Genomic DNA, 26,711 nt, shown 5'->3' on the forward strand with positions numbered 1-26,711 from the left:
TTTGCTGGTTTGCGTCCCGTGCGCCTTAGCCGCGCAGGGTCCCGCCGGTCGCCTTCGAGACTTTCTCGACGATCTTGGCGCTGACCGCCTCGATATCGGCATCGGTCAGGGTCTTGTCTTTGGGCTGGAGCCGCGCGGTGATCGCGATCGACTTCTTGCCGCCCTCGAGGCCGGTGAACTGGTCGAAGACCGTCACGCGCTCGATCAGCGCCTTGTCGGCACCGGCTGCGGCATTGACCAAAGTCAGCGCCTCGATTTGTGCGTCGACCACAAAGGCAAAGTCGCGCTCGACCGCTTGCAGGTCCGAGATGTCCAGCGCCGGACGATCCGGCGTTTTCACCTTGGGCAGCGGCACGTTCTGCAGGTTCACGGTAAAGGCAACCGCCGTGCCCTTGATGCCGAAATGCTTGAGCACGCGGGGATGGACCTCGCCGAAGGTCGCGAGCTTGTTCGGGCCCAACCCCATCACGCCCGAACGGCCGGGATGCCACCATGCGTCCAGCTTGCGGCTGATCTGCACCTTCTGCGGTGCACCGATCGTGGCAAGGATCGCCTCGGCATCCGCTTTGGCGTCATAGACATCGACCGCACGACGCGAGCCGAAGGGATCGCGTGCCGAGGTCGCGCCGACCAGAAGGCCGGTGATCTGGACCGCCTGATCCCCCGGTTCGCCACCCGAGAAGATCGGGCCGCATTCAAACAGCGCCAGATCGGCGAAACCGCGCGCCTGATTGCGCGCCGCAGCCGCCAGAAGACCCGGTAGAAGATCGGGGCGCAGATGGGTCATCTCCGAGGAAATCGGGTTGTCGATCCGCGTGGCCTCGGTGCCGCCGCCAAAGAACTCCGCGGCAGGCTGGTCGATGAAGCTATAGGTCACGGCCTCGTTGTAGCCCAAGGATGCAGCCATCCGGCGCGCGGCTTTCTCGCGCACTTGCTGGGTGGTCAGTACCGGCTTCGGCACACCTGCTTGCGGGCGCGGCAAAGGCTGGCCGACCAGCTTGGTCAGGCTGGCGATACGGGCGATTTCCTCGACCAGATCGGCCTCGCCCAAAACGTCGGGACGCCAGCTCGGCACTTGGGCCATGTCGCCCTGCATGACAAAGCCCAGATCTTCCAGCGTCTTGCGCTGCGTGGCTTCGTCGATTTCCATGCCGACAAGGCTTTTGGTGCGGGCCGCATCCAGCTTGTAGGCGCGCGACGTATCGGGCACCGCGCCTGCCGTGACGACCTCGGAGACTTCGCCGCCGCAAAGATCCAGCACCATTTGCGTGGCCAGATGCAGACCGGGCAAAGTGAATTCGGGATCCGCGCCGCGTTCAAAGCGGTAGCGCGCATCCGACGAGATCTTCATCTTGCGACCGGCAGCAGCAACCGTGATCGGATCCCAATAGGCGCTTTCGACGAAGACGTTGACCGTCTCATCCGAGCAGCCCGAGGCCTCGCCGCCCATGATGCCGGCGATGCTTTCGGGGCCGTTGTCGTCGGCAATCACCATCACGCTTTCGGGCAGCTGATAGGTCTTGCCGTCAAGCGCGACAATCTCTTCGCCCGCGCGGGCCATGCGCACGGTCAGATTGCCCGCAACCTTGTCGGCGTCGAACACATGCAGCGGACGGTTCAGGTCGAAGGTGAAGAAGTTGGTGATATCGACCAGCGTCGAGATCGGACGCAGCCCGATCGCCACCAGCCGCTTTTGCAGCCATTCCGGCGAGGGGCCGTTCTTGACGCCACGGATCAGGCGGGCGGCGAAATAGGGCGCGCCTTTGGCGGCATCCTCGGCAATCGTCACCGTGATCGGCGAAGGGAAGCTCCCCGCGATTTCGACGGCGTTCACCGCTTTCAGCGTGCCCAGCCCCCGAGCGGCCAGATCGCGCGCGACGCCGTGAACGCCAAGCGCATCGGGGCGGTTCGGGGTGATCTTGATCTCGATGACCGGATCAATGCTGCCCGCACGGTTCGCGGCCAGCCAGTCGGTGAACTTCTCGCCGACCTCGCCCGAGGGGAGCTCGATGATGCCGTTATGCTCTTCCGACAGCTCCAGCTCGCGCTCGGAGGCCAGCATCCCGTGGCTTTCAATGCCGCGGATCTTGCCGACGCCAAGCGTCACATCCAGACCCGGAACATAGTCGCCGGGCTTCGCGAGAACCACCGTGATCCCTGCCCGCGCATTCGGCGCACCGCACACGATCTGCTTCTCGCCCTCGTCGGTCGCGACTTTCAGCACGCGCAGCCGGTCGGCATCGGGATGCTGCTCGGCCTCGAGCACCTTGGCGATGGTAAAGGGCTTGAGCTTGGCCGCAGGGTCCGAGACCCCTTCGACCTCGAGCCCGAGATCGGTCAGCGCCTCGGTGATCTCGTCAAGGGTGGCGGTCGTTTCAAGATGCTCTTTGAGCCAGGAGAGGGTGAATTTCATGGATCGGCTCTCATTTCGGGGAAAGGTGGTTTGTCAGAACCACCGTTATAAATGCAACTACTGCGGGAAGGGCTAAGTTCACGACCACCGCGCCAAGCGCAGTTTTACCAAAACTGGCTAGCCGACTGTAAAAAGTTCTGGTCTGGTGCCAGTCCCAACGATCATAGCCCGCCGGCGTCAATCGCAGTTCTCCGCTGGACCCACCGTTGTGGGTTTGATCTTCGACCCACCCGCGATCAATGGCAACGTTCTTGATGCGGCTAAACTTACGCCACGCCAAATTCGGATCGTCAGCATAAGGCTTTTTGAACAACCCCGTTAACTCATCCGGTATGGTCGGCTTATCATAAACGGCTCCGCCGGAAGGCGCACTCGGATCTGAAACAAAGTCAACAATCCAGCCCAAAAACTGTCCTTCAAGCGTTAAGTCTTCACTCACCGCGACAACCCACCACTCACGCTCGGCACATCACCCGCTGCAAAGCCGTAATGACGCAGCCAGCGCAGGTCGCTTTCGAAGAATGCCCTCAGATCAGGGATACCGTATTTCAGCATGGCGATGCGGTCGATGCCCATGCCGAAGGCGAAGCCCTGCCATTGGTCGGGGTCGATGCCGCCGGCGCGCAGGACTTTGGGGTGCATCATGCCCGAGCCGAGGATTTCCAGCCACGAATCCCCCTCGCCGATGGTCAGTTTGCCGCCTTCCCACGAGCAGCGGATATCGACCTCGGCCGACGGCTCGGTGAAGGGGAAGTGGCTGGCGCGGAAGCGCAGCTCGACATTCGGGACCTCGAAGAAGGCGCGGCAGAATTCCTCCAGCGTCCATTTCAGGTTCGCCATCGAGATGTCTTTGCCGATCGCCATGCCCTCGACCTGATGGAACATCGGCGTGTGGGTCTGGTCCATATCCATGCGGTAAACGCGGCCGGGGGCGATGACGCGGATCGGGGCGCCCTGCTCCAGCATCGCGCGGACCTGCACCGGCGAGGTATGGGTGCGCAAAACATGCGGCGGGCGGTCGTCGCCTTCGGCACGGGCCATGAAGAACGTGTCGTGTTCCTGACGCGCGGGATGTTCGGGCGCGATATTCAGCGCGTCGAAATTGTACCAGTCGCTTTCGACCTGCGGGCCCTCGGCCACGGCAAAGCCCATATCGGCGAAAATCTCGGTCACTTCCTCGATCACCTGACTGACCGGATGGATCGAGCCTTGGCGGCGCGGGCGGCCCGGAAGCGTCACATCCAGCCATTCGGCGGCGAGACGGGCATCAAGCGCCGCATTCTCCATCCCCTCGCGGCGGGCACGAAGCGCGGTGTCGATTTCGTCGCGCAGACGGTTCAGGGCGGCGCCGGTGGTCTGACGCTCCTCGGGGCTCATCTTGCCCAGCTCTTTCATCTTGCCGCTGATCTCGCCCTTCTTGCCAAGCGCGGCAAGGCGGACCTCTTCCAGCGCGGGCGCATCGGCTGCTTCCAAGATGCGGGTCAGGTAGGTGGAGCGGAGGGCTTCGATATCGGACATGGCGGCTTTCCTGAATTGCCCGCGCGGATTAGCACGCGCGGGCTTTGGGGAAAAGCCTTACAGCACTTCGGCGAGGCGTTCCACCGGCCTGCACAACCGCACCCCTTTGGGCGTTGCAACGAAGGGACGCTCGACCAGCACGGGATGGGCGACCATGCCGGCGATGATCGCCTCGTCATCGGCACCAATCAGGCCCAGTTCTTCGGCGGGGGTATTTTTGGTTCGCATCGCCTGAGCGGGCGTCAGGCCGGCCGCAGCGAAAAGCCCCCAAAGCTGGCCGCGCGTCCAGCCGTCCTTGAGATAATCGATCACGACCGGCTCGTGACCCGCCGCGCGGATCTGGTCCAGAACCTTGCGCGAGGTCGAGCATTTGGGATTGTGGTAAATGACAAACATCAAGGCCTCCTGTTGGCTGCGGTGTTAGCGCGGATGGCGACAAAAGCCTAGCGCGGCGAGACCGCCAGCCAGACCCCGCCATGCGGGCGCAGCGTCAGGATCATGCGCGGCTCGGGGCGTTGTGCGGTCAGGGCAAAGCGGAACCGTGCGAGCAGGCTGGCCAGAATGATGACCGATTCCTGAATGGCGAAACCCGCGCCGATGCAGATGCGCGGACCCGCACCGAAGGGCAGGAAGGCGAAGCGGTCGCGCTGGGTTCCGGCGGCAAAACGGTCGGGATCGAAGCGGTCGGGATCGTCCCAGAGCAGCTGGTGGCGGTGGAGCGCATAGATCGGCAGCATCACCGTATCGCCCGACCGGATCTCGCGCCCGCCCAGCTCGTCCGGCGCGGCGGCGGTGCGCGACAGGAAAGCGGCGGGCGGGTAAAGGCGCAGGGTCTCTTCGACGATCTGGCGCAGATAGGGCAGATTGGCGACATCGCCAGCGCCTGCCACACGCCCGCCCAGAACCGCCTGCGCCTCTTCGGCGGCGCGCTCCTGAATGGCGGGATCGAAAGCGCAAAGATAAAGCGCCCAGGCCAAGGTCAGAGCCGTGGTCTCGTGGCCCGCGACGATGAAGGTCACCAGATTGTCGCGCAGATCGGCATCGCTCATGCGCCGTCCGGTCTCGGGGTCGACCCCCGCCTGAAGCAGGTCGAGAAGATCGGGCACCGGACGCGGCCCCGAGGCGCGCCGCGCCGCGATCGAGCGGTCGGCAACGCCCTTGAGACGCCGCAACGTCGCGCCCTGAAACAGCCGCCCCGGACGCGGGATCCATGCCGGAGCGCCCAGCACATCCAGAACCGAAAGCCGCGCCGTGCCCGCGATATAGCGGTCGACGGCGGTATGAACCTCGTCGCGATCAAAGCCCGCCCCGTCCGAGAAGGTCACATCCGAGATCACCTCAAAGGTGGCGGCAACCATTTCGGCGAAGATATCGATTCCGCCCTGCCCTTCCGCCACACCCGCGCCGATGCGGCGGATCGAGGCCTCGGCTGCGGCGCTCATGACGGGGGCCAAGGCATCGACATGGCGCTGCGCGAAAGCGGGCGCGGCGGCAAGACGCTGCCAGCGCCAATGCGCGCCCTCGGCCACGAACATCGACTGGCCGACCGCCGGCTCCAGCATCAGCCGCGTCACCAGCGATTTCGGGTAATCAGCGACATTCTCCTTGAGCACGCGCCGCAGCGCCGCCGGATCCATCACCATATGCCAGCGCTTGCCGGTCTTGCCCGAAACCATCGGCTGGCGATAGGCGATCTCGGGGATCAGTTCGAGGACGTTGCGCCGCGCGACAAGCGCCGAGCCGATCGGCCCGAGGCGTCTGCGGTTCGGTGTGACGCGGGGCGGAAAATTCTGTGCGGCGAATGTCTTATCCATAGCGGCCCAACCCGCCCCCGCGCGGAGGGTTCCCTTAATCAGCGCCTTCGGGGCGCGCGGGATGCACGACGCGGAAGCCCACGGCAAAACGGTTCCAGGCGTTCATCGTGGTGATGACCAACGTCAGATCGACCTGCTCCTGCTCGCTGAACTGCTCTGCCAGCGGCGCGAAATCGGCATCGGCCGCGCCGCTCGTCTCGATCCGCGTCAGGCTGTCGGCCCAGCCGAGCGCCGCCCGCTCGCGCGCGCTGAAGGCCGTGCTTTCGCGCCATGCCGCCAACACATCGAGCTTTTGCTGGCTCACGCCCGCCTTGCGCGCCTTGGGGGCATGGACATCGAGGCAAAAGGCGCAGCCGTTGATCTGCGAGACCCGCAGCTTGATCAGCTCTTGCAGGTCATGGGGGATCGACAGGCGGCGCGTCACCGTCTCGAGGTCGATCATCGCCTTCATCGCCTGGGGGGAGGCCTTGTAGTAATCGGTGCGATGGGTGGTGATCATATGCGCTGCCTTCTGCCGGATGCGTCCGGAAGCTCCGGACAATCTCGCCTGACCATCACGCAAAAAAAACACCCGCGCAATGCACGGGTGTTTCCAATTTCGTCACGTTCACCTGAAATCAGGCTGCAGCGCGTGCCTTGTCGACGATCGCGGCAAAAGCCTCCGGCTCGTGCACGGCCAGATCGGCCAGGACTTTGCGGTCGACTTCGATGCCCGATTTCGCCAGAGCAGCGATGAAACGCGAATAGGTCAGCGCCGGATCGATCGCGCGGACAGCAGCGTTGATGCGCTGGATCCACAGAGCGCGGAAGGTGCGCTTGCGGTTCTTGCGGTCGCGGGTCGCGTATTGGTTGGCTTTGTCGACAGCCTGGGTCGCGGTACGGAAGTTGCGCGAACGGTTGCCGTAATAGCCTTTTGCCGCGTCAAGAACCTTCTTGTGGCGGGCGTGGGTAACTTTACCCGATTTAACTCGTGCCATGTCCGGTTCTCCTTAGCGGTTGTAAGGCATGTATTTCTTGACGATTTTCGCGTCCGCTTCGCACAGGATCATGGTCCCGGTGACGTCGCGGATGAATTTCGTCGAGCGTTTGATCATGCCATGGCGCTTGCCAGCCGGGCCGGCTTTGACCTTACCCGAGGCAGTGAAAGAGAACCGCTTTTTAGCGGCCGCTTTGGTCTTCATCTTCGGCATTTTACTCTCCTTGCGGTCAGAGTGAACGCGCGACTCGGCAATGCCAATTGGCCGGAAGCGCGGGTGGAATGCAGCCTTTATGGGGCGGCACGGAAAAACGCAAGCCCTTACGGCGTGCTGGTGGTGCCCGAATCCGGCGCCTGTTGCAGCGCGCGGTGCTTCGGGCAACCGGACGTCACTGGTGGCCCTGCCCCGCATCGGGAAGGGCGCCCGCGCCTTCGGGTTCCTGCAGGGAGATCTGGCCGGCAAAAAGCTTTTGCCATGCCTCGCCCAGACGGATCGGATTGATCGCCGCGGGATCGACCTTGGCTCCGAGCACGAAGAAGATGATCGCCAGCATCAGCCCGATCGCCGCGCCGCGGGGCGCGCGCGTCTGCATCACGGCGATGACCGCCAGGATGACCGAGAGCACGCCGAAGGCCGAGCCCGCTATCAAAAGAAGATCGACCATCGTCTCACCCTATGGCTGGAAAACCGCATCCCTGCGCGATTATTCCGGATCGGTGCGATAGATCAAGCGCTCGTCGCAGGGTGCGACACGAAGGATGTTCGTCGTCCCCGAGGTCTTGAAGGGCACGCCGGCGACCACGATGATGTTCTGCGTCTCGTTGGCGAAACCGAATTCGCGCGCGGCTTTGGCGGCATTGACCACGGCCTGTTTGAAGCGCTCCAGCTCGGGCGTGCGCACGCAATGCGCGCCCCAGGTCAGGCACAAGCGGCGCAGGGTGGTTTCCTCGGAGCACATGGCGATGATCGGCACGCGCGGACGCTCGCGGGCGGTCAGGCTGACCGTGGTGCCCGATTTGGTAAAGGCGCAGATCGCGACGACATCGGTGGTCTCGGCGACTTCGCGGGCGGCACCGACGATCGCATCCGCCACACTTTCGCGACTGACGCTGCGCGAGCTTTCGATGACCTCGCGATAGGTCGGATCGCTTTCGACCGAGCGGGCAACGCTATCCATTGTGGAGACGGCTTCGACCGGCCATGCACCGGCGGCGCTTTCGGCAGAGAGCATGACGGCATCCGCGCCCTCGTAGATCGCTGTCGCGACGTCGGAGACTTCGGCGCGGGTCGGCATCGGGCTTTCGATCATCGATTCGAGCATCTGCGTCGCAACGATCACCGGCTTTGCCGCCGAGCGGCAGGCACGGACAAGGCGCTTCTGGATCGGCGGCACGGAATGGACCGGCAGTTCGACGCCCAGATCGCCGCGCGCCACCATGATCCCGTCCGAGACCTTGAGGATTTCGGCAAAGGCACGCACGGCGGCGGGCTTTTCGATCTTCGACAGGATCGCGGCGCGCCCCTTGGCGAGATTGCGGGCCTCGATCACGTCTTCGGGGCGCTGGACGAAGGACAAAGCCAGCCAGTCGACGCCGATGCTGCAGGCGAATTCCAGATCCCCGCGGTCCTTGTCCGAAAGCGCGGCCAAAGGCAGGACCACGTCGGGCACGTTCACGCCCTTGCGGTTCGAGATCGACCCGCCGACCGTCACGCGGCAATTGGCGTAATCGGGACCGAAATCCTCGACGCGCAGGCGGATCTTGCCGTCATTGACCAGCAGGGTCGAACCGGCCTCGAGCGCCGCGAAAATCTCGGGATGGGGCAACTGGACGCGGGTGGCGTCGCCCGGCGCATCGTCGAGGTCGAAGCGGAACGAATCACCGACCTGCAGGTCATGCGCACCATCGGCGAAAACGCCGACGCGCAGCTTGGGGCCCTGAAGATCGGCCAGAACCGCGATCGGACGGCCGGTCTCGGCCTCGATCTGGCGGATGATGTCGAAACGCGCCTTTTGCTCGGCATGGGTGCCGTGGCTCATGTTCAGGCGGAAAACGTCGGCGCCGGCTTCGAACAATGCCTTGATCGTCGCGTGGTCGCTCGATGCAGGGCCCAAAGTTGCAACGATTTTGACCTTGCGATGCCGTCTCATCCACGTCTTCCTTTTCATGTTTGCGCTATCGAGCGCGCTATCTATGACCCATTGCCCCCCATGGAGCAAGCGGTCGGGCAACTGGCACTTCCATTTCATGCCCGCTAAGCTTGCACCGAAAACGGCGACCGGACCATGACAAAACAGCCCTTTACAATCTTCGGCAAAGACCGCCCTTCGCGCTGGCTTGTGACCTGCGATCACGCGACCAACCATGTGCCCGACTGGATCGGCGGCGGCAGCCTCGGGATCGCGGCCGAAGACATGGCACGCCACATCGCCTATGATGTCGGTGCCGCCGGTCTGGCCGAAGCTCTGGCTTTGAAACTCGATGCGCCGGCGCTTTTGTCGGATTTCTCGCGTCTCGTGATCGACCCCAACCGTGGCGCCGATGATCCGACCCTGATCATGCGCATCTACGACGGCACCGTCATTCCGGCGAACCGCGACATCGACGAAGCGGGCCGCGCCGAGCGTATCGCGCGGCTCTACCGCCCCTATCACGATGCCTATGCCGCGCTGGCCGCCGCCCATCCGGCGCGGGCGATCTGCGCCATCCACAGCTTTACGCCACAATTGCGCGGCCGACCGCCGCGCCCGTGGCAGGTCGGCGTCCTTTATTCGCACCGCGACGAGAGGCTGGGGCCGGAACTGGTCCGCATCAGCCGCGACCAGGGCTGGATCACCGGCGACAACGAGCCCTATTCGGGCCACCTCGAAGGCGATTCCATCGACCAGCACGCGCTTGCCCACGGCCGCCCGAATGTGCTGATCGAGATCCGCAACGACCTGATCCGCGACGCAGCAGGTCAGGCGCTCTGGGCCGCCAAGCTTGCGGATGTCCTGCCCGCTCTGCTAGAGAGCGCGGGAATTTAGCGCATAACCGCTTGTCCGACGCCTGTTCGCGATCCCGATGTCGCGGCGCGGGCGGGTCGAAGAAAGGTCCGCCTCCAAGGCCGCGACCGCTTCGGCCGGAGACAACACCATTCCCGTGCGGCCGCAGACGGCCCCTTTGTCGCCCCGAGCCCCGAAAGCGCCCAAAGCGCAGGCCGGAGCGGGCAAAGATCGGGATCGCCGCCCCCGCCACGGCCCCTCCGGCCCCGGCGCGCGGACAGGCACGCCGGTCCTGCGCCCGAAGCGGATGAAGGAAGACGAGCATGAGAACCGAACAAAGCGTCCTGCGCCTCTCGATCGTGGTGACATTCGCGCTGGCGGCTTTCGGCGTGATATACGGCCTGCTGATCAGCTCGGGCTCGATCATTTTCGACGGGATCTATTCCTTGATGGATGCCTCGATGACCATGGTCGCGCTGCTGGTCTCGAAACTGATCACCGCCTCTTTGGCCGAAAGCACGCGCACCAAGCTGGTGCAGCATTTCACCATGGGCTTCTGGCATCTCGAACCGATGGTGCTGGCACTAAGCGGCGTTCTGTTGATCGGCACCGCACTGACCGCGCTGATCGGCGCGCTGAGCAGCCTGATGAACGAGGGCCATCCGGTCGAATTCGGCAAGGCGATGGTCTTTGCCGTGGTCCAGCTGGCGGCGGCGGTCACCATGGTCGTCTATACCCGCCGCGCCAACCGCAAGATCGGCTCGAACTTCATCGAGCTCGACTCCAAGGCATGGACCATCTCGGCGGCGCTGACCGGCGCGCTGCTGGCGGCCTTCATTTTCGGCTGGGCCATTCGCGGCACGACGCTTGACTGGATGGTGCCCTATGTCGACCCCGCCGTGCTGGCCGTGGTCTGTCTTTTCGTGATCCCGATGCCGATTTCGACGCTGGTGCAGTCGTTCTCGGACATCCTGCTGGTCACCCCTGCCGATATGAAGCACCAGATCGACGAGATCGCCGAAAAGGTCGTCGCGCGCTACGGCTTCGTGACCTATCGCGCCTATGTCGCCCGCGTCGGGCGCGGCCGCCAGATCGAGCTCTACTTCATCGTTCCGCAGGGCCTGCCGCCGCGCCGCCTCGAGGAATGGGACCGTATCCGCGACGAAATCGGCCGCGAGATCGGCGACGAGGGCCCCGACCGCTGGCTGACCATCGCCTTCACCACCGATGTCGACTGGGCCGAATGAGCCGCGCGACATGAAAAAGGGCCGGAGGTTCGATCCTCCGGCCCTGTGCATTTCCGTGCCCGATTTGGGCCCGATCCTCGGTGCTCAGGCCTTGGCGGCCAAAGCCGCGTGCCGTTTGGCCGCCGTACGGATCCCGAACCACAGCGAGGCGCGCAGCAGCAGGAACTGCAGGAAGACGACCGTCAGCAAGGCCGCGACGATCAGCATTCTGTCGTCGCCCGCGAACTCGCGCTTGAACTGCCCGACCTCATCCAGTCCGAAAAGCAAAAGAAAGAACATCGCGCCCTGAACGGCGGTCGTCGCGATGCACATCAGCGCGGCCAGCGCCCATTTGCGGCCGCTCGAAGGGACGACCTGCTCGCGGTTGAACCAGATCGTACCCGTCGAATTCGCCGCGACCAGAATGATGACGAGCCCCATCGAGTTGCTCTCGGGGAAGGAGAGGCCAAAGAAGGCTTCTGCCGCATAGACAATGATGTAGAACAAAGCGATGCCGCCGATCAGCAGGGCGATATAGACCAGCAGAAGAAACGACAGCGATGTCGGGCGTGGCGTGGAACGATCCGCCATGGGAACCTCGTGATGAACAAATGTGAACGCGTCAGTCTTGCGCGAAAGGGTCACATTTTTGCGAGATTGCCAAGATCATTCAGACATATTCTTTCGAATAACCCCGAAATCGACCTTGCCGCGCATGGGTCGCGCGCCACCGGCAAAGCCCCTGCGCGGTCCCTTCAGAAGAAGCTTTGCGGGTCGATATCCACGGAAAGGCGCAGGTTCGGCGGATATTTCGGCGCGCGCGCCAGCCAGTCGGTGATCGCCGCCTGCAAAGGCGCCTGACGGGGCGCGCGGATCAACATGCGCACGCGGAAACGGCCGCGCACGCGCGCGATCGGCGCGGGCGCGGGACCGAACAGCTCGGCCCCCGCGGCGCGCAAAGGCTCGGCGCGACGGGCGAGCTCGCGGGCGAAGGCCTCGACGACGGGCTGGTCGGGATGGGACAGGATGATCCCCGCCAGACGCCCGAAAGGCGGCATGCCCGCGCCGCGCCGGCTCTCGGCCTCTGCATCCCAGAAATCCTCGTCCTCGCCCGACAAGATCGCGCGGATCACCGGATGCTCGGGCTGGTGGGTCTGCAAAAGCGCGACGCCCGCCGCGCTGCCGCCCTCGCGCCCCGCCCGCCCCGCGACCTGCCGCATCAACTGGAAACTGCGCTCGGCCGCGCGCATGTCCGCGCCCTGAAGCCCCAGATCGGCGTCGATCACGCCCACCAGCGTCAGGCGCGGAAAGTTGTGCCCCTTGGCCACGATCTGCGTGCCGATGATGATATCGGTCTGGCCGTTGGAAATCTCGGCAATCGCCTCTTTCAGCGCCCGCGCCGAATTGAACAAATCCGAGGACAGCACAGCCATCCGCGCGTTGGGGAAACGCTCGGCGACCTCTTCGGCCAGACGCTCGACACCTGGGCCGACCGCTGCGAGCTTGCCCTCGACCTGACAGGAGGGGCAGGCCTGCGGGATGGGCTTCGTCTCGCCGCATTGGTGGCAGACAAGGCGGTTCTGGAAACGGTGTTCGACCATGCGCGCATCGCAATTGTCGCAGCCGATCTGCTGGCCGCAGGCGCGGCAGACCGTGACTGGCGCATAGCCGCGACGGTTGAGGAACAACAGCGACTGCTCGCCCTTTTCCAGCCGCGCATCGACCGCCTTGGCAAGGCTCGGGGAAATCCAGCGCCCCGAGGGCAGATCCTGCGCGCGCAAATCGATCGCGCCCATATCCGGCAACTCGGCCCCGCCATAGCGCGAGCGCAGGTCGATCCGCTCGTATTTGCCGCTTTGCGCATTCACCCATGTCTCGATCGAGGGCGTGGCAGAGGCCAGCACCACATGCGCCCCCGCAATCGAGGCGCGCAGCACCGACATGTCGCGCGCGCTGTAGAAAACCCCGTCATCCTGTTTGTAGGAGCTGTCGTGTTCCTCGTCGACGACGATCAGCCCGAGGTCGCGATAGGGCAGAAAAAGCGCCGAACGCGCACCGACGACCAGCTGGACCTCGCCCCGCCCCGCCATCTGCCACAAGCGGCGGCGCTCGGAGCGGGTGATGCCGGAATGCCATTCCCCTGGCCGCGCACCGAACCGCGCCTCGACGCGGTTGAGAAACTCCGAAGACAGCGCGATTTCGGGCAAAAGCACCAAAGCCTGCCGTCCTTGGCGCAGACATTCCGCGACCGCTTCCAGATAGACCTCGGTCTTGCCCGAGCCGGTCACGCCGCGCAAAAGCGTCGTGCCGTAGCTTCGCCGCGCCAGAGCCTCGCGCATGGTCTGCGCCGCGCTGGCCTGATTGGGCGCAAGCGGTTTGCCGGGCAGCGCGGGATCAAGGCGCGGATAGGGCAGATCGCGGGGGGCCGACGTCTCGACCAGAGTACCGGCCTCGACCAGCCCCTTCACGACGCCGGCGGAGACACCGGCCAGCTGCGCAAGTTCCGAAGGGGCGAAGCCCGCGCCGCCGTGATCCTCGATGACACGCAACACGGCCTCGCGCGCCTCGGTCATGCGCTCGGGGGCGGGACCGGCGCGATGCAGGATGCGCCGGTTCGCGGGCGGCTGGTCGAGATCGGGCGCACGCGTCGCGATCCGCAGCATCAAAGGCATCGGCGTCAGGGTGTAATCGCCCATCCGCGTCAGGAATTCCATCATTTCGGCAGAGAGCGGTTCGGCATCGATCACCCGCGCGACGGGACGCAATTTCGAGGCGTCGAACCCGCCCTTCCCCTCGCCCCAAACCGCGCCCATGACGCGGCGCGGCCCCAAGGGCACCAACACAAGCTGGCCCAACCGCACGCCACCTTCGGGCGCAAGATAGTCGAGAATCCCGACCGGCTCCTGCGTCAGGACCGCGATGCGGCTGCCGTGGGGGAAGAAGAAAAGGGGATCAGCCATGATGCGGGATAAGGGTCAATAACCCATGGTCGGGAAAGCGGCAGGGACACCGAAAAACTGCGTCATGATGATCGCGGGGAAAGTATGCATGACGACCGCGACGAGCACGGCCCCCGCCTCGAGCATCGTCGGAATGTCGTAAATGCTGCCGGCTGCCGCTTCCATGGGGCCTTCTCCGTCATGGTCAGAATAGGATGGGGCGCGCATCCGGCCGCACCGGCCGCCAAGCCCAAGCGACTGTGCCACGAGCACCCGCCCCACCGCAAGCCATGCGCCCGAAATGCCGCCCTGCGCGCGCTGCCGCGACGTCCGGCGGGCGGCCATCGGACGATTAGGAGCCAGCGCGGTCTTTTCGCGCGGGGCAATCTGCGCTAAACCTCCTGCAAATTTCCGAAAATACAGGGGCCCTGCGCCATGAAATTCTTTGTCGATACCGCCGATGTTGATGCGATCCGCGAACTCAACGATCTGGGCATGGTCGATGGTGTGACCACCAACCCGTCCATCATCGCGAAATCGGGCCGCAATATCGAAGAGGTCACCCGCGAGATCTGCGAAATGGTCGCAGGCCCCGTCAGCGCCGAAGTCGTCGCCAACGACGCCGAAGGCATGATCACCGAAGGCCGCCACCTCGCGAAGATCGCTTCGAACATCACGATCAAGGTGCCGCTGACCTGGGACGGCCTCAAGGCGTGCAAAGTCCTTTCGGGTGAGGGCCACAAGCTCAACGTCACGCTGTGCTTCAGCGCGGCTCAGGCCATTCTGGCCGCCAAAGCCGGCGCGACCTTCATCAGCCCCTTCATCGGCCGTCTGGACGACATCAACCTCGACGGGATGGAACTGATCGCCCAGATCCGCGAAATCTACGACAACTACGACTTCAAGACGGAAATCCTCGCGGCCTCGATCCGTTCGGTCAACCACATCACCGACGCGGCCCGTATCGGCGCCGACGTGATCACCGCTCCGCCGGCGATCATCAAGGCAATGGCGAGCCATGTGCTGACCGACAAGGGTCTGGCGCAGTTCAACGCCGACTGGGCCAAAACCGGCCAGAAGATCGTCTGATGGCAGAGTTCGAAAGCCCTGCCCCTACCGCCGACAGCCAGAACGTGCTTGCCGACGACTTCCGGCAGCTGCTGCTTTCGAACCCCGAACTGATCCTCGCCGACCGCGACCTCATGCGTGCCCTGATCGGCGCGCATGAAGAAGAGATCGGCGGGAATGTCATCGATATCCGGGGCCGCGCGATGGCGGCCCTCGAAGACCGGCTCGAGCGGCTCGAAGTCACGCATGAAACCGTGATCTCGACCGCCTACGAGAACCAGTCGGGGATGAACACCATCCACCGCGCGGTTCTGGCCCTGCTCGAGCCCGCCGATTTCCCTGCTTTCCTCGACAGCCTGCAAACCACGATCGCGCCGATCCTGCGCATCGACACGCTGCGTCTGGTCTTCGAGACCAGCAGCGCCGCCGAGGCACCCACGCAAGCCGCGCTGCAGGTCCTGCCCGCGGGCATGATCGGACGGTTGCTGCAGGCGGGCGGGCGCCCCGTGCGCCGCGACGTGATCACCTTGCGCGCGGCCTTGCCCGCGACCGCCGCGATCCACGGCAAGACCGAAAGCCCGATCCTCTCCGAGGCGCTGATGCCGATCGACCTCGGCCTCGGGCGCTGGCCGGCGCTTCTGGTCATGGGCTCGACCGAGGCAACCCGCTTCATGCCCAGCCACGGCACCGACCTGCTGCGTTTCTTCACGCAGGCCTTCCAGCGCGTACTGATCGGCTGGCTGCGCGAGTGAGCACCGAGCCGCAACTGGCCCTCGCGCCCGCCATGTCGGACAGCCTGTCGCGCTGGCTCGAGGGCGAGCGCAGCACGCGCGACCGCTCGGACCATACGATCACGGCCTATCAGGGCGATCTCCTGGCCTTTCTGGCCTTCATCGGCCAGTATCGCGGCACGCCCGCCTTGCCGTCCAACCTCCACGATCTGACGCAAACCGATATGCGCGCCTTCGCGGCCAGCGAGCGTGGCCGCGGCCTCGGCGCGCGGTCTCTGGCGCGCAGGCTGTCGGCGGTGCGCAGCTTCATCCGCTGGCTCTCGGACCGCGAAGGCTTCGAGGCCTCGAAGATCCTCAATACACGCGGGCCGCGCTATACGCGCACCCTGCCGCGCCCGCTGGCCCCCGATCAGGCGCAAGACGTGCTGGACATGGCGGCAACGGGCCACGAGACGCCTTGGGTCGCGGCGCGCGATCTGGCGGTGCTGACACTGCTTTACGGCTGCGGCCTGCGCATCTCCGAGGCGCTCGCGCTTGATGGTCGCGACTGGCCGATCGGCGAAAGCCTTCTGGTGCGCGGCAAGGGCGGGCGCGAACGCCAAGTGCCGGTCCTGCCGGTCGCGCGTCAGGCCGTGGGCGATTACCTGCGGCTATCGCCCTGGCAGCCAAGCGCGGAGGAGGCGCTTTTTCGCGGCGTCCGCGGAGCAAGGCTCTCCCCCGGTCAGGTGGCGGGCGTGATGCGGCTTGCGCGCGAAAGGCTGGGCCTGCCGCCGAGCGCGACCCCCCATGCGATGCGCCATTCCTTTGCCACGCATCTGCTGGCGGCGGGGGGCGATCTGCGCACCATTCAGGAATTGCTGGGCCATGCCAGCCTGTCGACGACACAGGTCTATACCGGCGTCGATGATGCGCATTTGCTCGCGGTCTATCGCGCCGCCCACCCGCGCGCATAATCGCCGCTTTACTTCCCGCGCGGCGCGGCGCAATGGGGCGCCATGCTCGAGCTTTCCTATGACCTCATCGCCATGCTGGTCGTCGCGGCTTTCGCGGCGGGCTTCATCGATTCCATCGCGGGCGGAGGCGGCCTCATCACGGTCCCCGCCCTGTTGCTTGCAGGCCTGCCGCCCGCGCAGGCACTGGCCACGAACAAGGTTCAGGGCGGCTTCGGCGCGGCAACGGCCGCGATCACCTATGCAAGACGCGGGCTGGTCGATCCGCGCAAACAGCTGGGCTCGGCCGCGATCGCCTTTGCGGCGGGGCTCTGCGGCGCGCTGATGGTGAGCTATATCCCGACGCAGGCACTCGGCTACATCCTGCCCGTCCTGCTGATCGGCATTGCGATCTTCTTCGCGCTCAAACCCGGCCTGAACGATCAGGACCGCGCCGAACGCATGCGCCCCGCCCTTTTCGCCGCGATCGTCGTGCCCTTCATCGGCTTTTACGACGGGCTGCTCGGGCCCGGTGCGGGCGCTTTCTACATGCTGGGCTTCGTCATGCTGGCGGGCTACGGCATCCTGAAGGCCACGGCCCATACCAAACTGCTGAACTTCGCCTCGAACCTCGGCGGGCTCACGGCCTTCGCGCTGGTCGGCCAACCGCTCTGGCTGCTCGGCGCGATGATGGCGGTTGCGCAGATCGCGGGGGCGACACTCGGCTCGCGACTTGCCATGAAGATCGGCGCCAAGGTCATCAAACCCTTGCTGGTCGTGACCTCGACCGCCCTCGCCTTGCGGCTCATCTGGCAGATGCTGGCATGAGGGCCAAGGCTTTCTTCATCACGTCAAATACCCGCCAAGGGCCGCAAGCACCCGCTTGCTACGGAAACCCGCGCGAGCGCCGCAGCTCGCCGGTTTTCATGCCGCGCCAGTTGGTCAAAGGCCCGGAGAGATATTTCATCGCCACCGGATGATCCTTTTCGAGCAGGCCGAGATGGACCATCAGCGCGGTGATCGCCGCCTCCGATCCGCGCGTGCCGCCATCGACGACCTTGAGCGCGACGCCCAGCCCCTGTTCGGGCACGATCGCCACGAAAACCGCCTCGGCACCGGTCTTGACGGCGGCGCGACCGGCCATGGCGCGCATCAGCTCCGTGCAGGCACGGCCTTCGCCGGCCACCAGTTCGGGATGGGCGACCATCGCCTCGAAAAGGCGCTGCTGCGCCTTGCCGCGCACCCCTGCCGCAGGTTTGGCGAAACCGGCCATGGCGCGGGCCAGGCCTTCGACCGAACAGGCGAAGTTCGGAGCCGAGCAACCGTCGATGCCCCAACCACGCGCCTCTTCGCCGGTCACTTCCTCGAAACTCGCGCGGACGGCTTTCTGGACGGGATGGTCGAGCTCGACATATTCGCTGCCGCCGCGCAAATGCTGGTTCAGCGTCAAAAAGCCCGCATGTTTGCCCGAGCAATTGTTGTGGATCTGGCAGGGCGAGGCATCCGAACAGGTCAGACGCTTTTTCTCCACCGGATCATTGGGCATATGCGCGCCGCAACGCAGATCGCCCTCGGCCAGACCGATCGCATCGAGCCATGCCGAGACCGCGCCGGTATGGATTTCGGCACCCTGATGGCTGGCGCAGGCCAGAGCCAGCTGCCGCGAGGACAGCCCGACCTTGTCCGCCGCACCGCTTTCCAAAAGCGGCAACGCCTGCAGCATCTTGCACGAGGACCGCGGGAAGATCGTGGCGGTGGGATCGCCCCATGCCTCGACGATCCCGTGCGCATCGGCAATGACGACATGACCGAGATGGGTGCTCTCTTTCAGGCCGCCGCGCCACAATTCGATCAGTTCCGCAGCAGATCTAGTCATATTTCCTCTGACATTTGCGCGATTTCTCACTCTCGGGGCTGTTGCCGCGCTCGCGTTTCGCATTATTCTGTCGGCAGACGGTTGAAAAGACCATCGTATTCCGAAACAAGTCCGGTAAACCGGATATTGGCAGGAGGCCAGAGCATGAATATCCCCTCGCTGCGGACCGCAGCGGCTGTAACCCTGATCGCAATCGCTGCAACTTCCGCACCGGTTCTTGCTCAGGATTCGACCAATGTCGTCGCAACCGAAGGCGACTGGACCGTTTTTGCCGCGAATAGCCCCAAGGAATGCTGGGCGGTTTCGGCACCGAAATCGTCGCAGAACACCAAGGACGGCAAGCCCGCACAGGTCAACCGCGGCGACATCCGCCTTTACGTCTCCTATCGCGGCGGCTCGGCCGGCGAGGTTTCGTTCTCGGGCGGCTATCCTTTCGCACCCGATTCGACCGTCGAAGTGAATATCGGCGGCAACAAGTTCAACCTCTTCACCGAGGGTGAAAACGCCTGGGCAGGCTCGCCTGCCGAAGACGGCCGTCTGGTCTCGGCACTGCGCGGCGGCTCGTCCGCGGTTGTCACCGGCCGTTCGGCACGCGGCACCGTGACCGCCGACACTTTCTCGCTGTCGGGCATCACCGCAGCCACCAATGCGGCGCAGGCCAACTGCAAATAAGCCCGCGCGGATCGTCTTTCGCGATCACGATTTCAGGCCCCGTCCGCAAGGTCGGGGCTTTTTCCATTGAAAAACGACAAAAGACCCCATATTGGGCTGACCTTCCTTATCCCTTGGGTTTTGTCATGATGCAGGCCGCTCCGATCACGCAGGATGTTCTGACCATCCCGCGCAAGCTTCCCGAAACCGCGCTGAAAAATATCGTGGGCCTGACCCGCGAGGAATTGCAGCAGGCTTTGATCGAGGCCGGCACGCCCGAGAAACAGGCCAAGATGCGCGTCGGCCAGATCTGGCAATGGGTCTATCACTGGGGCGTGCGCGATTTCGCCCTGATGACCAACCTCGCCAAGGATTACCGCGCCCTTCTCGCCCACAACTTCGAGATCGCGATCCCCGAGATCGTGACGCGCCAGGTCTCCGAGGACGGCACGCGCAAGTATCTCTTGCGCATCGCGGGCGGCCACGAGGTCGAGGCGGTCTATATCCCCGAGGACAATCGCGGCACGCTCTGCATCTCGAGCCAGGTCGGCTGTACGCTGACCTGCTCCTTCTGCCATACCGGCACGCAGAAGCTGGTGCGCAACTTGACGGCGGGCGAAATCGTGGGGCAGGTTCTGGTCGCGCGCGACGATCTGGGCGAATGGCCGCAGCCCGGCGCACCCAAGGACGAGACCCGCCTTGTCTCCAATATCGTGCTGATGGGCATGGGCGAGCCGCTGTACAATTTCGACAACGTGCGCAACGCCATGCGCGTGGTGATGGATGGCGAGGGCATCAGCCTGTCGCGCCGCCGCATTACGCTGTCGACCTCGGGCGTCGTTCCCGAAATCGCGCGCACGGCCGAGGAAATCGGCTGCCTGCTCGCGATCAGCTTCCATGCCACAACCGACGAGACCCGCGACAAGCTGGTTCCGATCAACAAGAAATGGAACATCGAAGAGCTTTTGGGCGCGCTGCGCGATTATCCGCGGCTGTCCAACAGCGAGCGCATCACCTTTGAATATGTCATGCTCGACGGGGTCAACGACAGCGATGCCGATGCGCGCCGCCTGATCAAGCTCATTCGCGGCATTCCGGCCAAGATCAACCTGATCCCCTTCAACGAATGGCCGGGCGCGCCCTACAAACGCTCGAGCTGGGAGCGCATTCAGGCCTTCGCCGACATCATCTACAAAGCCGGTTATGCCAGCCCGATCCGCACCCCGCGCGGCGAGGACATCATGGCGGCTTGCGGCCAGCTGAAATCGGCGACCGAGCGCGGCCGCAAGAATGCCGCCCAGATTGCGGCGGAAGCTGCCGGCTAAACCCCGACCGCCCGTTGCGGCGCCGTTTTATCGGGTATTTTCATGATGAAGAAAGCAGGGGCCGAAACGGCACCCTGCTTTTTTCTTGCACGGTTAACGGGAACCAGAGGCGGGGGGATCACGCTCCTTTGAAGTTTCCGCGCAATCCTTGCCCATATGCGGCACACGTCGTAGAAACCGTTTGACCCATATCGAGGCCCTGATGAGCAATCCCAAACCCGTAGTTCTGTGCATTCTCGATGGTTGGGGGATTTCCGACCGTCCCGAACAGAGCGCCCCCGATCAGGCAGAGACGCCGAATTTCGACCGGTTGATGGGGCGTGATCCCCATGGCACGCTGATCACCTTCGGCCCCGACGTCGGCTTGCCGCGCGGCCAGATGGGCAATTCCGAGGTCGGCCATACCAATATCGGCGCGGGTCGGGTCGTGGCGATGGATCTGGGGCAGATCGATCTCGCGATCGAGGACGGGTCTTTCTACGACAATACCGGCTTGACCGATCTGATCGCCAAATTGCGCGCGAGCGGCGGGACGGCCCATGTGATGGGCGTGGTTTCGGATGGGGGTGTGCACGGCCATATCGCGCATCTTCAGGCCACGGTTCGCGCTTTGACCGACAAGGGCGTGCCGGTTGTGGTTCACGCCGTCACCGACGGGCGCGACGTGCCGCCGCAATCGGCAATGGGGTTCATGACCGAGCTGGCGGGCACCCTACCGGTCGGCGCGAAGATCGGCACCGTGATCGGGCGCTATTATGCGCTGGACCGCGACAACCGCTGGGAGCGGGTCGCGCGGGCTTTTGGCGCGATCACCACCGGCGAGGGGCTCCATGCACCCGATGCGGCGCAGGCCGTGGTCGATGCCTATGCCCGCGCCGAGACCGACGAATTCATCCAGCCCACGATCATCGCGGGTTATGGCGGGGCCAAGGACGGCGACGGCTTTTTCTGCCTCAACTTCCGCGCGGATCGCGCCCGCGAGATCCTTGCGGCGCTTGCTCAGCCCGATTTCTCCGCCTTCGAGACCGGCCGACGCCCGCAATGGGCGGCGATGCTCGGCATGGTCGATTACTCGACCCTGCACGACACCTTCATGACCGCCGCTTTCCCCAAGCGGCAGGTCGCCAATACGCTTGGCGCCTGGGTCGCACAGAAGGGCCTTCGCCAGTTCCGTCTGGCCGAGACCGAGAAATATCCCCATGTCACCTTCTTCCTCAACGGCGGCAAAGAGACCCCCGAGGAAGGCGAGGACCGCTACATGCCCGCGAGCCCCAAGGTCGCGACCTATGACCTGCAGCCCGAAATGGCCGCACCCGAGGTCTCCGAGCGTCTGGTCGGCGCGATCGAGGCGGGTTACGACCTGATCGTGGTGAACTACGCCAACCCCGATATGGTCGGCCATACCGGCAGCCTGACCGCCGCAATCAAGGCCTGCGAGGCGGTCGACAAGGGTCTGGGCATGATGATCGAGGCGCTCGACCGCGTTGGCGGGGCCGCGGTGGTGATCGCCGACCACGGCAATTGCGAGACCACGATCGACCCCGAGACCGGCGGCCCCCATACCGCCCATACCGTCAATCTGGTGCCGGTGATCGTTCACGGCGGGCCTGCGGGGATCAGCCTGCGCGCAGGGCGTCTGGCCGATGTCGCGCCGACGGTGCTCGAACTGATGGGGGTCGACCAGCCTGCCGAGATGACCGGCCAAAGCCTGATCGTGCGCGCATGAGATATCTGGCCCCGCTGCTCGTTCTTGCTCTGGCGGTGGCTCAGGCCCCCGCTCTGGCCGCCTCGCCGGTCAATCAGGCTTCGGAAGAGGCCGCCGCAGCCGCCGAGCAGCTGCGCAATGCAACCGCGCAGCTCGACAATGCGCTCAGCGCCAACGACCAGGTCGTGGCCCTGACCGAGATGATCCGCGCCTATGAAAAGGGCCTTGCCGCCCTGCGCTCGGGCCTTCGCCGCGCCGGTGTGCGCGAGCAGCAGATCCTCGAGGAATTCGACGCGCGCCGCGACCGGTTGGGCCGCGTTCTGGGCGTGATGACGGCGATGGAGAAATCGCCCGAAACCGCGCTGTTGCTGCATCCCGCCGGACCCGAGGCCACCGCACGTTCGGGCATGATCCTGACCTCGATCGCGCCTTCGCTCAAGGCCGAGGCCGATCTTCTGGGCGCACAGCTGCGCGAAATCCGCACCGTGCGCGCGCTGGAGGAAAGCGCCGCCAATACGCTGGCGCAGGGCTTGGGCGAAGTGCAGGAGGCGCGCCGCCTGCTGGCCAGCGCCGTCACCGACCGCTCGAACCTGCCTGTGCGCTTTGGCGAGGACCCCGAAGAGCTGAAGCTTCTGGTGCAATCGGTCGACACGCTTTCTGCCTTTGCCGACGGCATCATCAGCATGGAAAAGGACGTGGGCGCGCCCCTCGCCGACTTCGAGGGGGCCGAGGGCAGCCTGCCGCTGCCGGTCGTCGGACGCGTGCTGCGCGGCTACAACCAGCCCGATGCCGCCAATGTCAGCCGCCCCGGCCTTGTGATTGCGACCGCTCCGGCGGCATTGGTCACAACCCCGTGGCCGGCAACAATCCGTTATCGTGGGCCATTGCTGGATTACGGCAATGTCACCATACTCGAACCCGCACAGGGCTATTTGCTGGTGGCTGCCGGCATGTCGCAGGTCTTCGGCGAGGTCGGCGACGTTCTGGCCGCAGGCGAGCCGGTGGGGCTGATGGGCGGCAAGGAAGGCTCGGCACAGGAATTCGGGATCGGATTCGTGCAGGGCGCAGCTGCGGGAAATGATGCGGACCTGACGCAGACGCTCTATCTTGAGCTGCGGAAGGGCAAGGAAACACTGGACCCGGCGGATTGGTTCGTGATGAATCCGATTGTTGGTGACACAGGTCAGGACGGGACGACCGAATGAAACACTATCTTCTTGCAGGCGCGATCGGCACTTTGGCTGGCGCTATCGTGACGACGCAGCTGGCCGCGCCCTTGATCGCGCAGGAAGCCGGCAAGGAAGTGTCGGTTTATGAGCAGCTCGACCTTTTCGGCAATGTCTTCGAGCGCGTGCGCGCCGATTACGTCGAGAAAGTCGACGACAAGAAACTGATCGAAGCGGCGATCAACGGCATGCTGACCTCGCTGGATCCGCATTCCTCTTTCCTCGCCGCCAAGGATTACGAGGACATGCAGACCCAGACCCGCGGCAGCTTCGGCGGTCTGGGAATCGAGGTCGGGCAGGAAGACGGGCTGGTCAAGGTCATCTCTCCGATCGACGACACCCCTGCTGCGGAAGCGGGCGTGAAGGCGGGCGATTTCATCACCCATGTGAACGGCGAATCGCTGATGGGGCTGAATCTCGATGATGCCGTCGAAAAGATGCGCGGCCCGATCGGGTCGGAAATCACCATCACCATCCTGCGTCAGGGCGAAAAAGAGCCTTTCGACCTCAAAGTCGTGCGCGACACCATCAAACTGACCGTGGTGAAGTCCCGCGTCATCGGCCATGCGGTCGTGCTGCGCGTCACCACCTTCAACGACGAGACTTTCTCGACGCTGAAAACCGAACTGGCCAAAGCCGTCGAAGAGGCGGGCGGGATCGACAAGGTCACGGGCTTTGTCCTTGACCTGCGCAACAACCCCGGCGGCCTGCTCAACCAGGCGATCGAGGTATCGGACGGCTTCCTCGACAAGGGCGAGATCGTCTCGACCCGCGGCCGCAAAGCCGAAGACAGCGAGCGCTGGAACGCCAAGCTCGGCGATCTGGCCGAGGGCAAGCCGATGGTCGTGCTGATCAACGGCGGCTCCGCCTCGGCCTCGGAAATCGTGACCGGCGCCTTGCAGGACCACCGCCGCGCCATCGTGGTGGGCACGAAATCCTTCGGCAAAGGCTCGGTCCAGACCGTCATGCCGGTGACTTCGGACAGCGCGATCCGCCTCACCACGGCGCGCTATTACACGCCTTCGGGCCGCTCGATCCAGGCGCTCGGCATCAACCCCGACATCATCGTCGAACAGCCGCGCCGCCCGACGACCGAAGAAGCCGACGCCGATGCGCCGCGTTCGGCCTCGAGCTTCTCGAATTCCGAAGCGGATCTGCGCGGGGCGCTCAACAACGACGCGATCACCGATGAAGAGCGCAAGCAGATGGAGGAAGAGGCCCAGCAGGTCGAGGCCACTGCCAAGCTGCGCGACGAGGATTACCAGCTCGCCTATGCGGTCGATATCCTCAAAGGTCTGTCGGCGATCGAAGGCGGCTCGACCGCGGCACCCGCCAATAGCGGCGGCGACACCGCCGATGCCGGCGAAGGGGCTGCGGCACAATGAGCAAGCATGACGAACGGGTCGGGCCGCAAGGCCTGCCCTACCGCCCCTGCGCCGGCGTCGTTCTGGTCAATGACGAAGGGCTGGTCTTTGCCGGCCACCGCATCGACAATCCCTCGGACGCCTGGCAAATGCCGCAGGGCGGGATCGACAAGGGCGAGACCCCGCACGATGCCGCGCTACGCGAGCTGACCGAGGAAACCGGCGTCCCCGCCGCTTTGGTCGAGGTCATCGGCGAAAGCCCCGACTGGCTGTACTACGATCTGCCCGACGAATTGGTCGGCAAGATCTGGAAGGGCAAGTACGGCGGCCAGCGCCAGAAATGGTTCCTGATGCGATTCAAGGGTCGGGACAGCGACATCAGCATCGAGACAGAGATCCCCGAATTCGACCGCTGGCAATGGACTTCGGCCAGCGAGCTGGTGGAGAAGATCGTGCCCTTCAAACGCGATGTCTACGCCGCCATCATCGCCGATTTCCGCAGCCATCTGGCGTAACCGTCAGGGCCCTTGCCCGCAAAGCCGACACGGCGGTCCCCGCGTCAATCGCGCAGGCCGCCGTTTTCACATCCGCCGGATGCCGGTAAAGTTGACCAGACATGCACGGGACGGCCGATCCATCGCGGATCCCGAAAATGGCGCGACAGGGCGATCTAGCGGCGCGCTTCCGTCGCCATTCGCAGAGCAAGACCCGCCAGAACCGTACCCATCAGCCATCTTTGCACGATGAGCCATGTCGGGCGACCGGCGAGAAAAACGGCAATGCTTCCGGCCGCGACGGCGATCATGGCATTGACGCTCACGCTGACGACAATCTGCACCATGCCGAGAACCACGGATTGCACCAGAATGCTCCCGTGTTCGGGACTGATGAATTGCGGCAGAAGCGAAAGATACATGACGGCAATCTTGGGGTTGAGCAGATTGGTCAGAAACCCCATTGCGAACAGCTTTCCGGGGCTGTCCTTGGGGAGGTCCTTCACCTGAAACGGCGATCGGCCGCCCGGCTTGACCGCCTGCCATGCCAGATAAAGCAAATAGAGCGCGCCCGCGAAACGCAATGTGTCATAGGCAAAGGGAACGGCCATGACGATTGCCGTGATCCCCAATGCGGCGCACATCATGTAGAAGACGAACCCGAGGGCGACTCCTCCCAGCGAAATCAGCCCCGCGGTTCGGCCCTGGCTGATGGATCGGGAAATCAGGTAGACCATGTTCGGACCGGGCGTGAGCACCATCCCGAGCGCGATGAGCGCGAAAGCAAGCAGGCTTGTTGTCTCCGGCATTCCGGCCCCTCGTCTTTTCCTTTGCCCCAAAGAATAGACCCGAACTCCGTACCAGCACCAGCCATCCTGTCGCATGTCCTCGCTATCGGCTCGTTCTGTCTCAGGCCCCGCACCGCCTGTTTTTTGGGCAATCCGCTTCCCGAACGACTGCCGCAATGGGGCAACCTGTGATTGTTTGGCATCTAAATCCCGCACCCCGCGCAGGATTTTCGTCGCAATAGGCTGAAGTTGCTTAAAACTCTTTGTGCTTTATGCCGCCGCGCCTAGCCTTTTGTTAATCGCGCAAAAGTCTTCGCGCGAGACGGTAAAGGAGCAAGGGATGGAACAGATACTGGCACAAGTGATCGGCGGCGCGCTTGGCGGCACGGCCACCGGCAAAGCGGTCAAGGACGGCGACATGGGCGGGCTCGGCAATGCCGTCGTCGGCGCTCTGGGCGGGCTTGGCGGCGGGCAGCTTCTGGGCGGGCTGCTGAGCTCGGGCACTGCAGCGGCGGCAAGCGGCGTCGATTTCGCGGCCCTCGCGGGCAACCTCGTCGGCGGCGGTGCGGCAGGCGCGGTGGTGCAGATCGTCGTCGGCCTGATCGTCAAGAAAATGCGCGGCGCCTGACGGCATCCGCAAGACGGCGAAAGCGGCCCGAGGGGGCCGCTTTTGCATTCGCGAGC

At 64.5% G+C, this 26,711-nt stretch carries 28 protein-coding genes; 13 read left to right on the forward strand and 15 right to left on the reverse strand.

Translation table 11 applies throughout. The features are described 5' to 3' along the window. Window positions 1-25: 25 nt before the first annotated feature. The 10 genes from pheT to pyk all read right to left on the reverse strand — a co-directional run bounded on the left by pheT (window position 26) and on the right by pyk (window position 8,871). Entirely contained in the window at window positions 26-2,413 is a 2,388-nt protein-coding gene (pheT, locus tag ACFFUC_RS00730; protein WP_377682606.1) for a phenylalanine--tRNA ligase subunit beta, read from the reverse strand. 10 nt (window positions 2,414-2,423) lie between these two features. After that, window positions 2,424-2,852 (reverse strand): hypothetical protein, encoded by a 429-nt coding sequence (locus ACFFUC_RS00735; RefSeq protein ID WP_377682608.1) that lies wholly within the window; start codon window positions 2,850-2,852, stop codon window positions 2,424-2,426. After that, window positions 2,849-3,931: a phenylalanine--tRNA ligase subunit alpha gene (gene pheS, locus ACFFUC_RS00740; RefSeq protein WP_377682609.1), complete on the reverse strand. Its 1,083-nt coding sequence runs from the start codon at window positions 3,929-3,931 to the stop codon at window positions 2,849-2,851. The genes ACFFUC_RS00735 and pheS overlap by 4 nt, the downstream gene beginning before the upstream one ends. A 57-nt stretch (window positions 3,932-3,988) precedes the next feature. Further along, entirely contained in the window at window positions 3,989-4,327 is a 339-nt protein-coding gene (locus ACFFUC_RS00745) for an arsenate reductase family protein (RefSeq protein ID WP_377682611.1), read from the reverse strand. A 47-nt stretch (window positions 4,328-4,374) separates the two neighbouring features. Beyond that, window positions 4,375-5,745, reverse strand: a complete 1,371-nt coding sequence (locus ACFFUC_RS00750; protein ID WP_377682612.1) for a cytochrome P450 — start codon at window positions 5,743-5,745, stop codon at window positions 4,375-4,377. Window positions 5,746-5,779: 34 nt separating this feature from the next. After that, window positions 5,780-6,244, reverse strand: coding sequence for a carboxymuconolactone decarboxylase family protein (locus ACFFUC_RS00755; protein ID WP_377682614.1), 465 nt, complete (start codon window positions 6,242-6,244; stop codon window positions 5,780-5,782). A 118-nt stretch (window positions 6,245-6,362) separates the two neighbouring features. Continuing rightward, a complete protein-coding gene (rplT, locus tag ACFFUC_RS00760; RefSeq protein WP_377682616.1) occupies window positions 6,363-6,722 on the reverse strand; it encodes a 50S ribosomal protein L20 in 360 nt (119 codons plus the stop codon). A 12-nt stretch (window positions 6,723-6,734) separates the two neighbouring features. Then, entirely contained in the window at window positions 6,735-6,935 is a 201-nt protein-coding gene (gene rpmI, locus ACFFUC_RS00765) for a 50S ribosomal protein L35 (RefSeq protein ID WP_377682619.1), read from the reverse strand. Window positions 6,936-7,110: 175 nt separating this feature from the next. Then, window positions 7,111-7,386, reverse strand: a complete 276-nt coding sequence (locus ACFFUC_RS00770) for a hypothetical protein (protein WP_377682621.1) — start codon at window positions 7,384-7,386, stop codon at window positions 7,111-7,113. Window positions 7,387-7,425: 39 nt separating this feature from the next. Next, entirely contained in the window at window positions 7,426-8,871 is a 1,446-nt protein-coding gene (gene pyk / locus ACFFUC_RS00775; RefSeq protein ID WP_377682623.1) for a pyruvate kinase, read from the reverse strand. 135 nt (window positions 8,872-9,006) lie between these two features. Here pyk and ACFFUC_RS00780 point away from each other — a divergent pair, with 135 nt between their 5' ends. Together ACFFUC_RS00780 and ACFFUC_RS00785 are read left to right on the forward strand one after the other, a co-directional pair. Next, a complete protein-coding gene (locus tag ACFFUC_RS00780; RefSeq protein ID WP_377682625.1) occupies window positions 9,007-9,747 on the forward strand; it encodes an N-formylglutamate amidohydrolase in 741 nt (246 codons plus the stop codon). 281 nt (window positions 9,748-10,028) lie between these two features. Further along, complete coding sequence (locus ACFFUC_RS00785; protein ID WP_377682627.1) at window positions 10,029-10,952, forward strand: cation diffusion facilitator family transporter; 924 nt, start codon at window positions 10,029-10,031, stop codon at window positions 10,950-10,952. Window positions 10,953-11,036: 84 nt separating this feature from the next. Here the strand turns inward: ACFFUC_RS00785 and ACFFUC_RS00790 are convergent, their stop codons facing one another. The 3 genes from ACFFUC_RS00790 to ACFFUC_RS00800 all read right to left on the reverse strand — a co-directional run bounded on the left by ACFFUC_RS00790 (window position 11,037) and on the right by ACFFUC_RS00800 (window position 14,056). Continuing rightward, window positions 11,037-11,522 carry an ABZJ_00895 family protein gene (locus ACFFUC_RS00790; protein WP_377682628.1) on the reverse strand — a complete coding sequence of 162 codons (486 nt, stop codon included), beginning with the start codon at window positions 11,520-11,522 and terminating at the stop codon, window positions 11,037-11,039. Between the two features lie 164 nt (window positions 11,523-11,686). Beyond that, window positions 11,687-13,891, reverse strand: coding sequence for a primosomal protein N' (locus ACFFUC_RS00795; protein ID WP_377682629.1), 2,205 nt, complete (start codon window positions 13,889-13,891; stop codon window positions 11,687-11,689). A 15-nt stretch (window positions 13,892-13,906) separates the two neighbouring features. Then, entirely contained in the window at window positions 13,907-14,056 is a 150-nt protein-coding gene (locus tag ACFFUC_RS00800) for a hypothetical protein (protein WP_377682631.1), read from the reverse strand. 249 nt (window positions 14,057-14,305) lie between these two features. Between ACFFUC_RS00800 and fsa the strand changes: the two genes are divergently transcribed. From fsa to ACFFUC_RS00820, 4 genes are read left to right on the forward strand one after another with little or no spacing between them, the layout of a single operon-like run. Further along, entirely contained in the window at window positions 14,306-14,959 is a 654-nt protein-coding gene (fsa, locus tag ACFFUC_RS00805) for a fructose-6-phosphate aldolase (protein ID WP_377682632.1), read from the forward strand. Continuing rightward, window positions 14,959-15,690, forward strand: coding sequence for a DUF484 family protein (locus tag ACFFUC_RS00810; protein ID WP_377682634.1), 732 nt, complete (start codon window positions 14,959-14,961; stop codon window positions 15,688-15,690). Before fsa ends, ACFFUC_RS00810 begins: the two co-directional genes overlap by 1 nt. A gap of 32 nt (window positions 15,691-15,722) precedes the next feature. Next, window positions 15,723-16,622, forward strand: coding sequence for a tyrosine recombinase XerC (locus tag ACFFUC_RS00815; protein WP_377683590.1), 900 nt, complete (start codon window positions 15,723-15,725; stop codon window positions 16,620-16,622). 42 nt (window positions 16,623-16,664) lie between these two features. Next, a complete protein-coding gene (locus tag ACFFUC_RS00820) occupies window positions 16,665-17,426 on the forward strand; it encodes a TSUP family transporter (RefSeq protein ID WP_377682636.1) in 762 nt (253 codons plus the stop codon). 58 nt (window positions 17,427-17,484) lie between these two features. Here ACFFUC_RS00820 and ACFFUC_RS00825 read toward each other — a convergent pair whose 3' ends face one another. Further along, window positions 17,485-18,474 (reverse strand): asparaginase, encoded by a 990-nt coding sequence (locus ACFFUC_RS00825; protein WP_377682637.1) that lies wholly within the window; start codon window positions 18,472-18,474, stop codon window positions 17,485-17,487. A 144-nt stretch (window positions 18,475-18,618) separates the two neighbouring features. On the opposite strand from ACFFUC_RS00825, the gene ACFFUC_RS00830 reads away from it, so the two are divergent. The 6 genes from ACFFUC_RS00830 to ACFFUC_RS00855 all read left to right on the forward strand — a co-directional run bounded on the left by ACFFUC_RS00830 (window position 18,619) and on the right by ACFFUC_RS00855 (window position 25,260). Next, on the forward strand, window positions 18,619-19,146 hold the full coding sequence (locus ACFFUC_RS00830; RefSeq protein WP_377682639.1) for an invasion associated locus B family protein: 528 nt from the start codon (window positions 18,619-18,621) through the stop codon (window positions 19,144-19,146). Window positions 19,147-19,271: 125 nt separating this feature from the next. Further along, the gene (gene rlmN / locus ACFFUC_RS00835) at window positions 19,272-20,450 is read left to right on the forward strand and encodes a dual-specificity RNA methyltransferase RlmN (RefSeq protein ID WP_377682640.1); all 1,179 of its coding nucleotides are present in this window, start codon (window positions 19,272-19,274) and stop codon (window positions 20,448-20,450) included. 202 nt (window positions 20,451-20,652) lie between these two features. Continuing rightward, window positions 20,653-22,176: a 2,3-bisphosphoglycerate-independent phosphoglycerate mutase gene (gene gpmI / locus ACFFUC_RS00840; RefSeq protein ID WP_377682642.1), complete on the forward strand. Its 1,524-nt coding sequence runs from the start codon at window positions 20,653-20,655 to the stop codon at window positions 22,174-22,176. Next, a complete protein-coding gene (locus tag ACFFUC_RS00845; RefSeq protein WP_377682643.1) occupies window positions 22,173-23,360 on the forward strand; it encodes a murein hydrolase activator EnvC family protein in 1,188 nt (395 codons plus the stop codon). The genes gpmI and ACFFUC_RS00845 overlap by 4 nt, the downstream gene beginning before the upstream one ends. Next, window positions 23,357-24,766, forward strand: a complete 1,410-nt coding sequence (locus ACFFUC_RS00850) for a S41 family peptidase (protein ID WP_377682645.1) — start codon at window positions 23,357-23,359, stop codon at window positions 24,764-24,766. The genes ACFFUC_RS00845 and ACFFUC_RS00850 overlap by 4 nt, the downstream gene beginning before the upstream one ends. Further along, window positions 24,763-25,260 carry an RNA pyrophosphohydrolase gene (locus ACFFUC_RS00855; RefSeq protein WP_377682647.1) on the forward strand — a complete coding sequence of 166 codons (498 nt, stop codon included), beginning with the start codon at window positions 24,763-24,765 and terminating at the stop codon, window positions 25,258-25,260. Before ACFFUC_RS00850 ends, ACFFUC_RS00855 begins: the two co-directional genes overlap by 4 nt. A gap of 155 nt (window positions 25,261-25,415) precedes the next feature. On the opposite strand, the gene ACFFUC_RS00860 is transcribed toward ACFFUC_RS00855, so the two are convergent. Further along, window positions 25,416-26,048: a LysE family translocator gene (locus ACFFUC_RS00860; protein WP_377682649.1), complete on the reverse strand. Its 633-nt coding sequence runs from the start codon at window positions 26,046-26,048 to the stop codon at window positions 25,416-25,418. A gap of 319 nt (window positions 26,049-26,367) precedes the next feature. Here ACFFUC_RS00860 and ACFFUC_RS00865 point away from each other — a divergent pair, with 319 nt between their 5' ends. Then, on the forward strand, window positions 26,368-26,655 hold the full coding sequence (locus ACFFUC_RS00865) for a hypothetical protein (protein ID WP_377682651.1): 288 nt from the start codon (window positions 26,368-26,370) through the stop codon (window positions 26,653-26,655). Window positions 26,656-26,711: the final 56 nt, after the last annotated feature.

Origin of the sequence: Paracoccus cavernae (assembly GCF_042430175.1) — a bacterium.
Classification (GTDB): Bacteria; Pseudomonadota; Alphaproteobacteria; order Rhodobacterales; family Rhodobacteraceae; genus Paracoccus; species Paracoccus cavernae.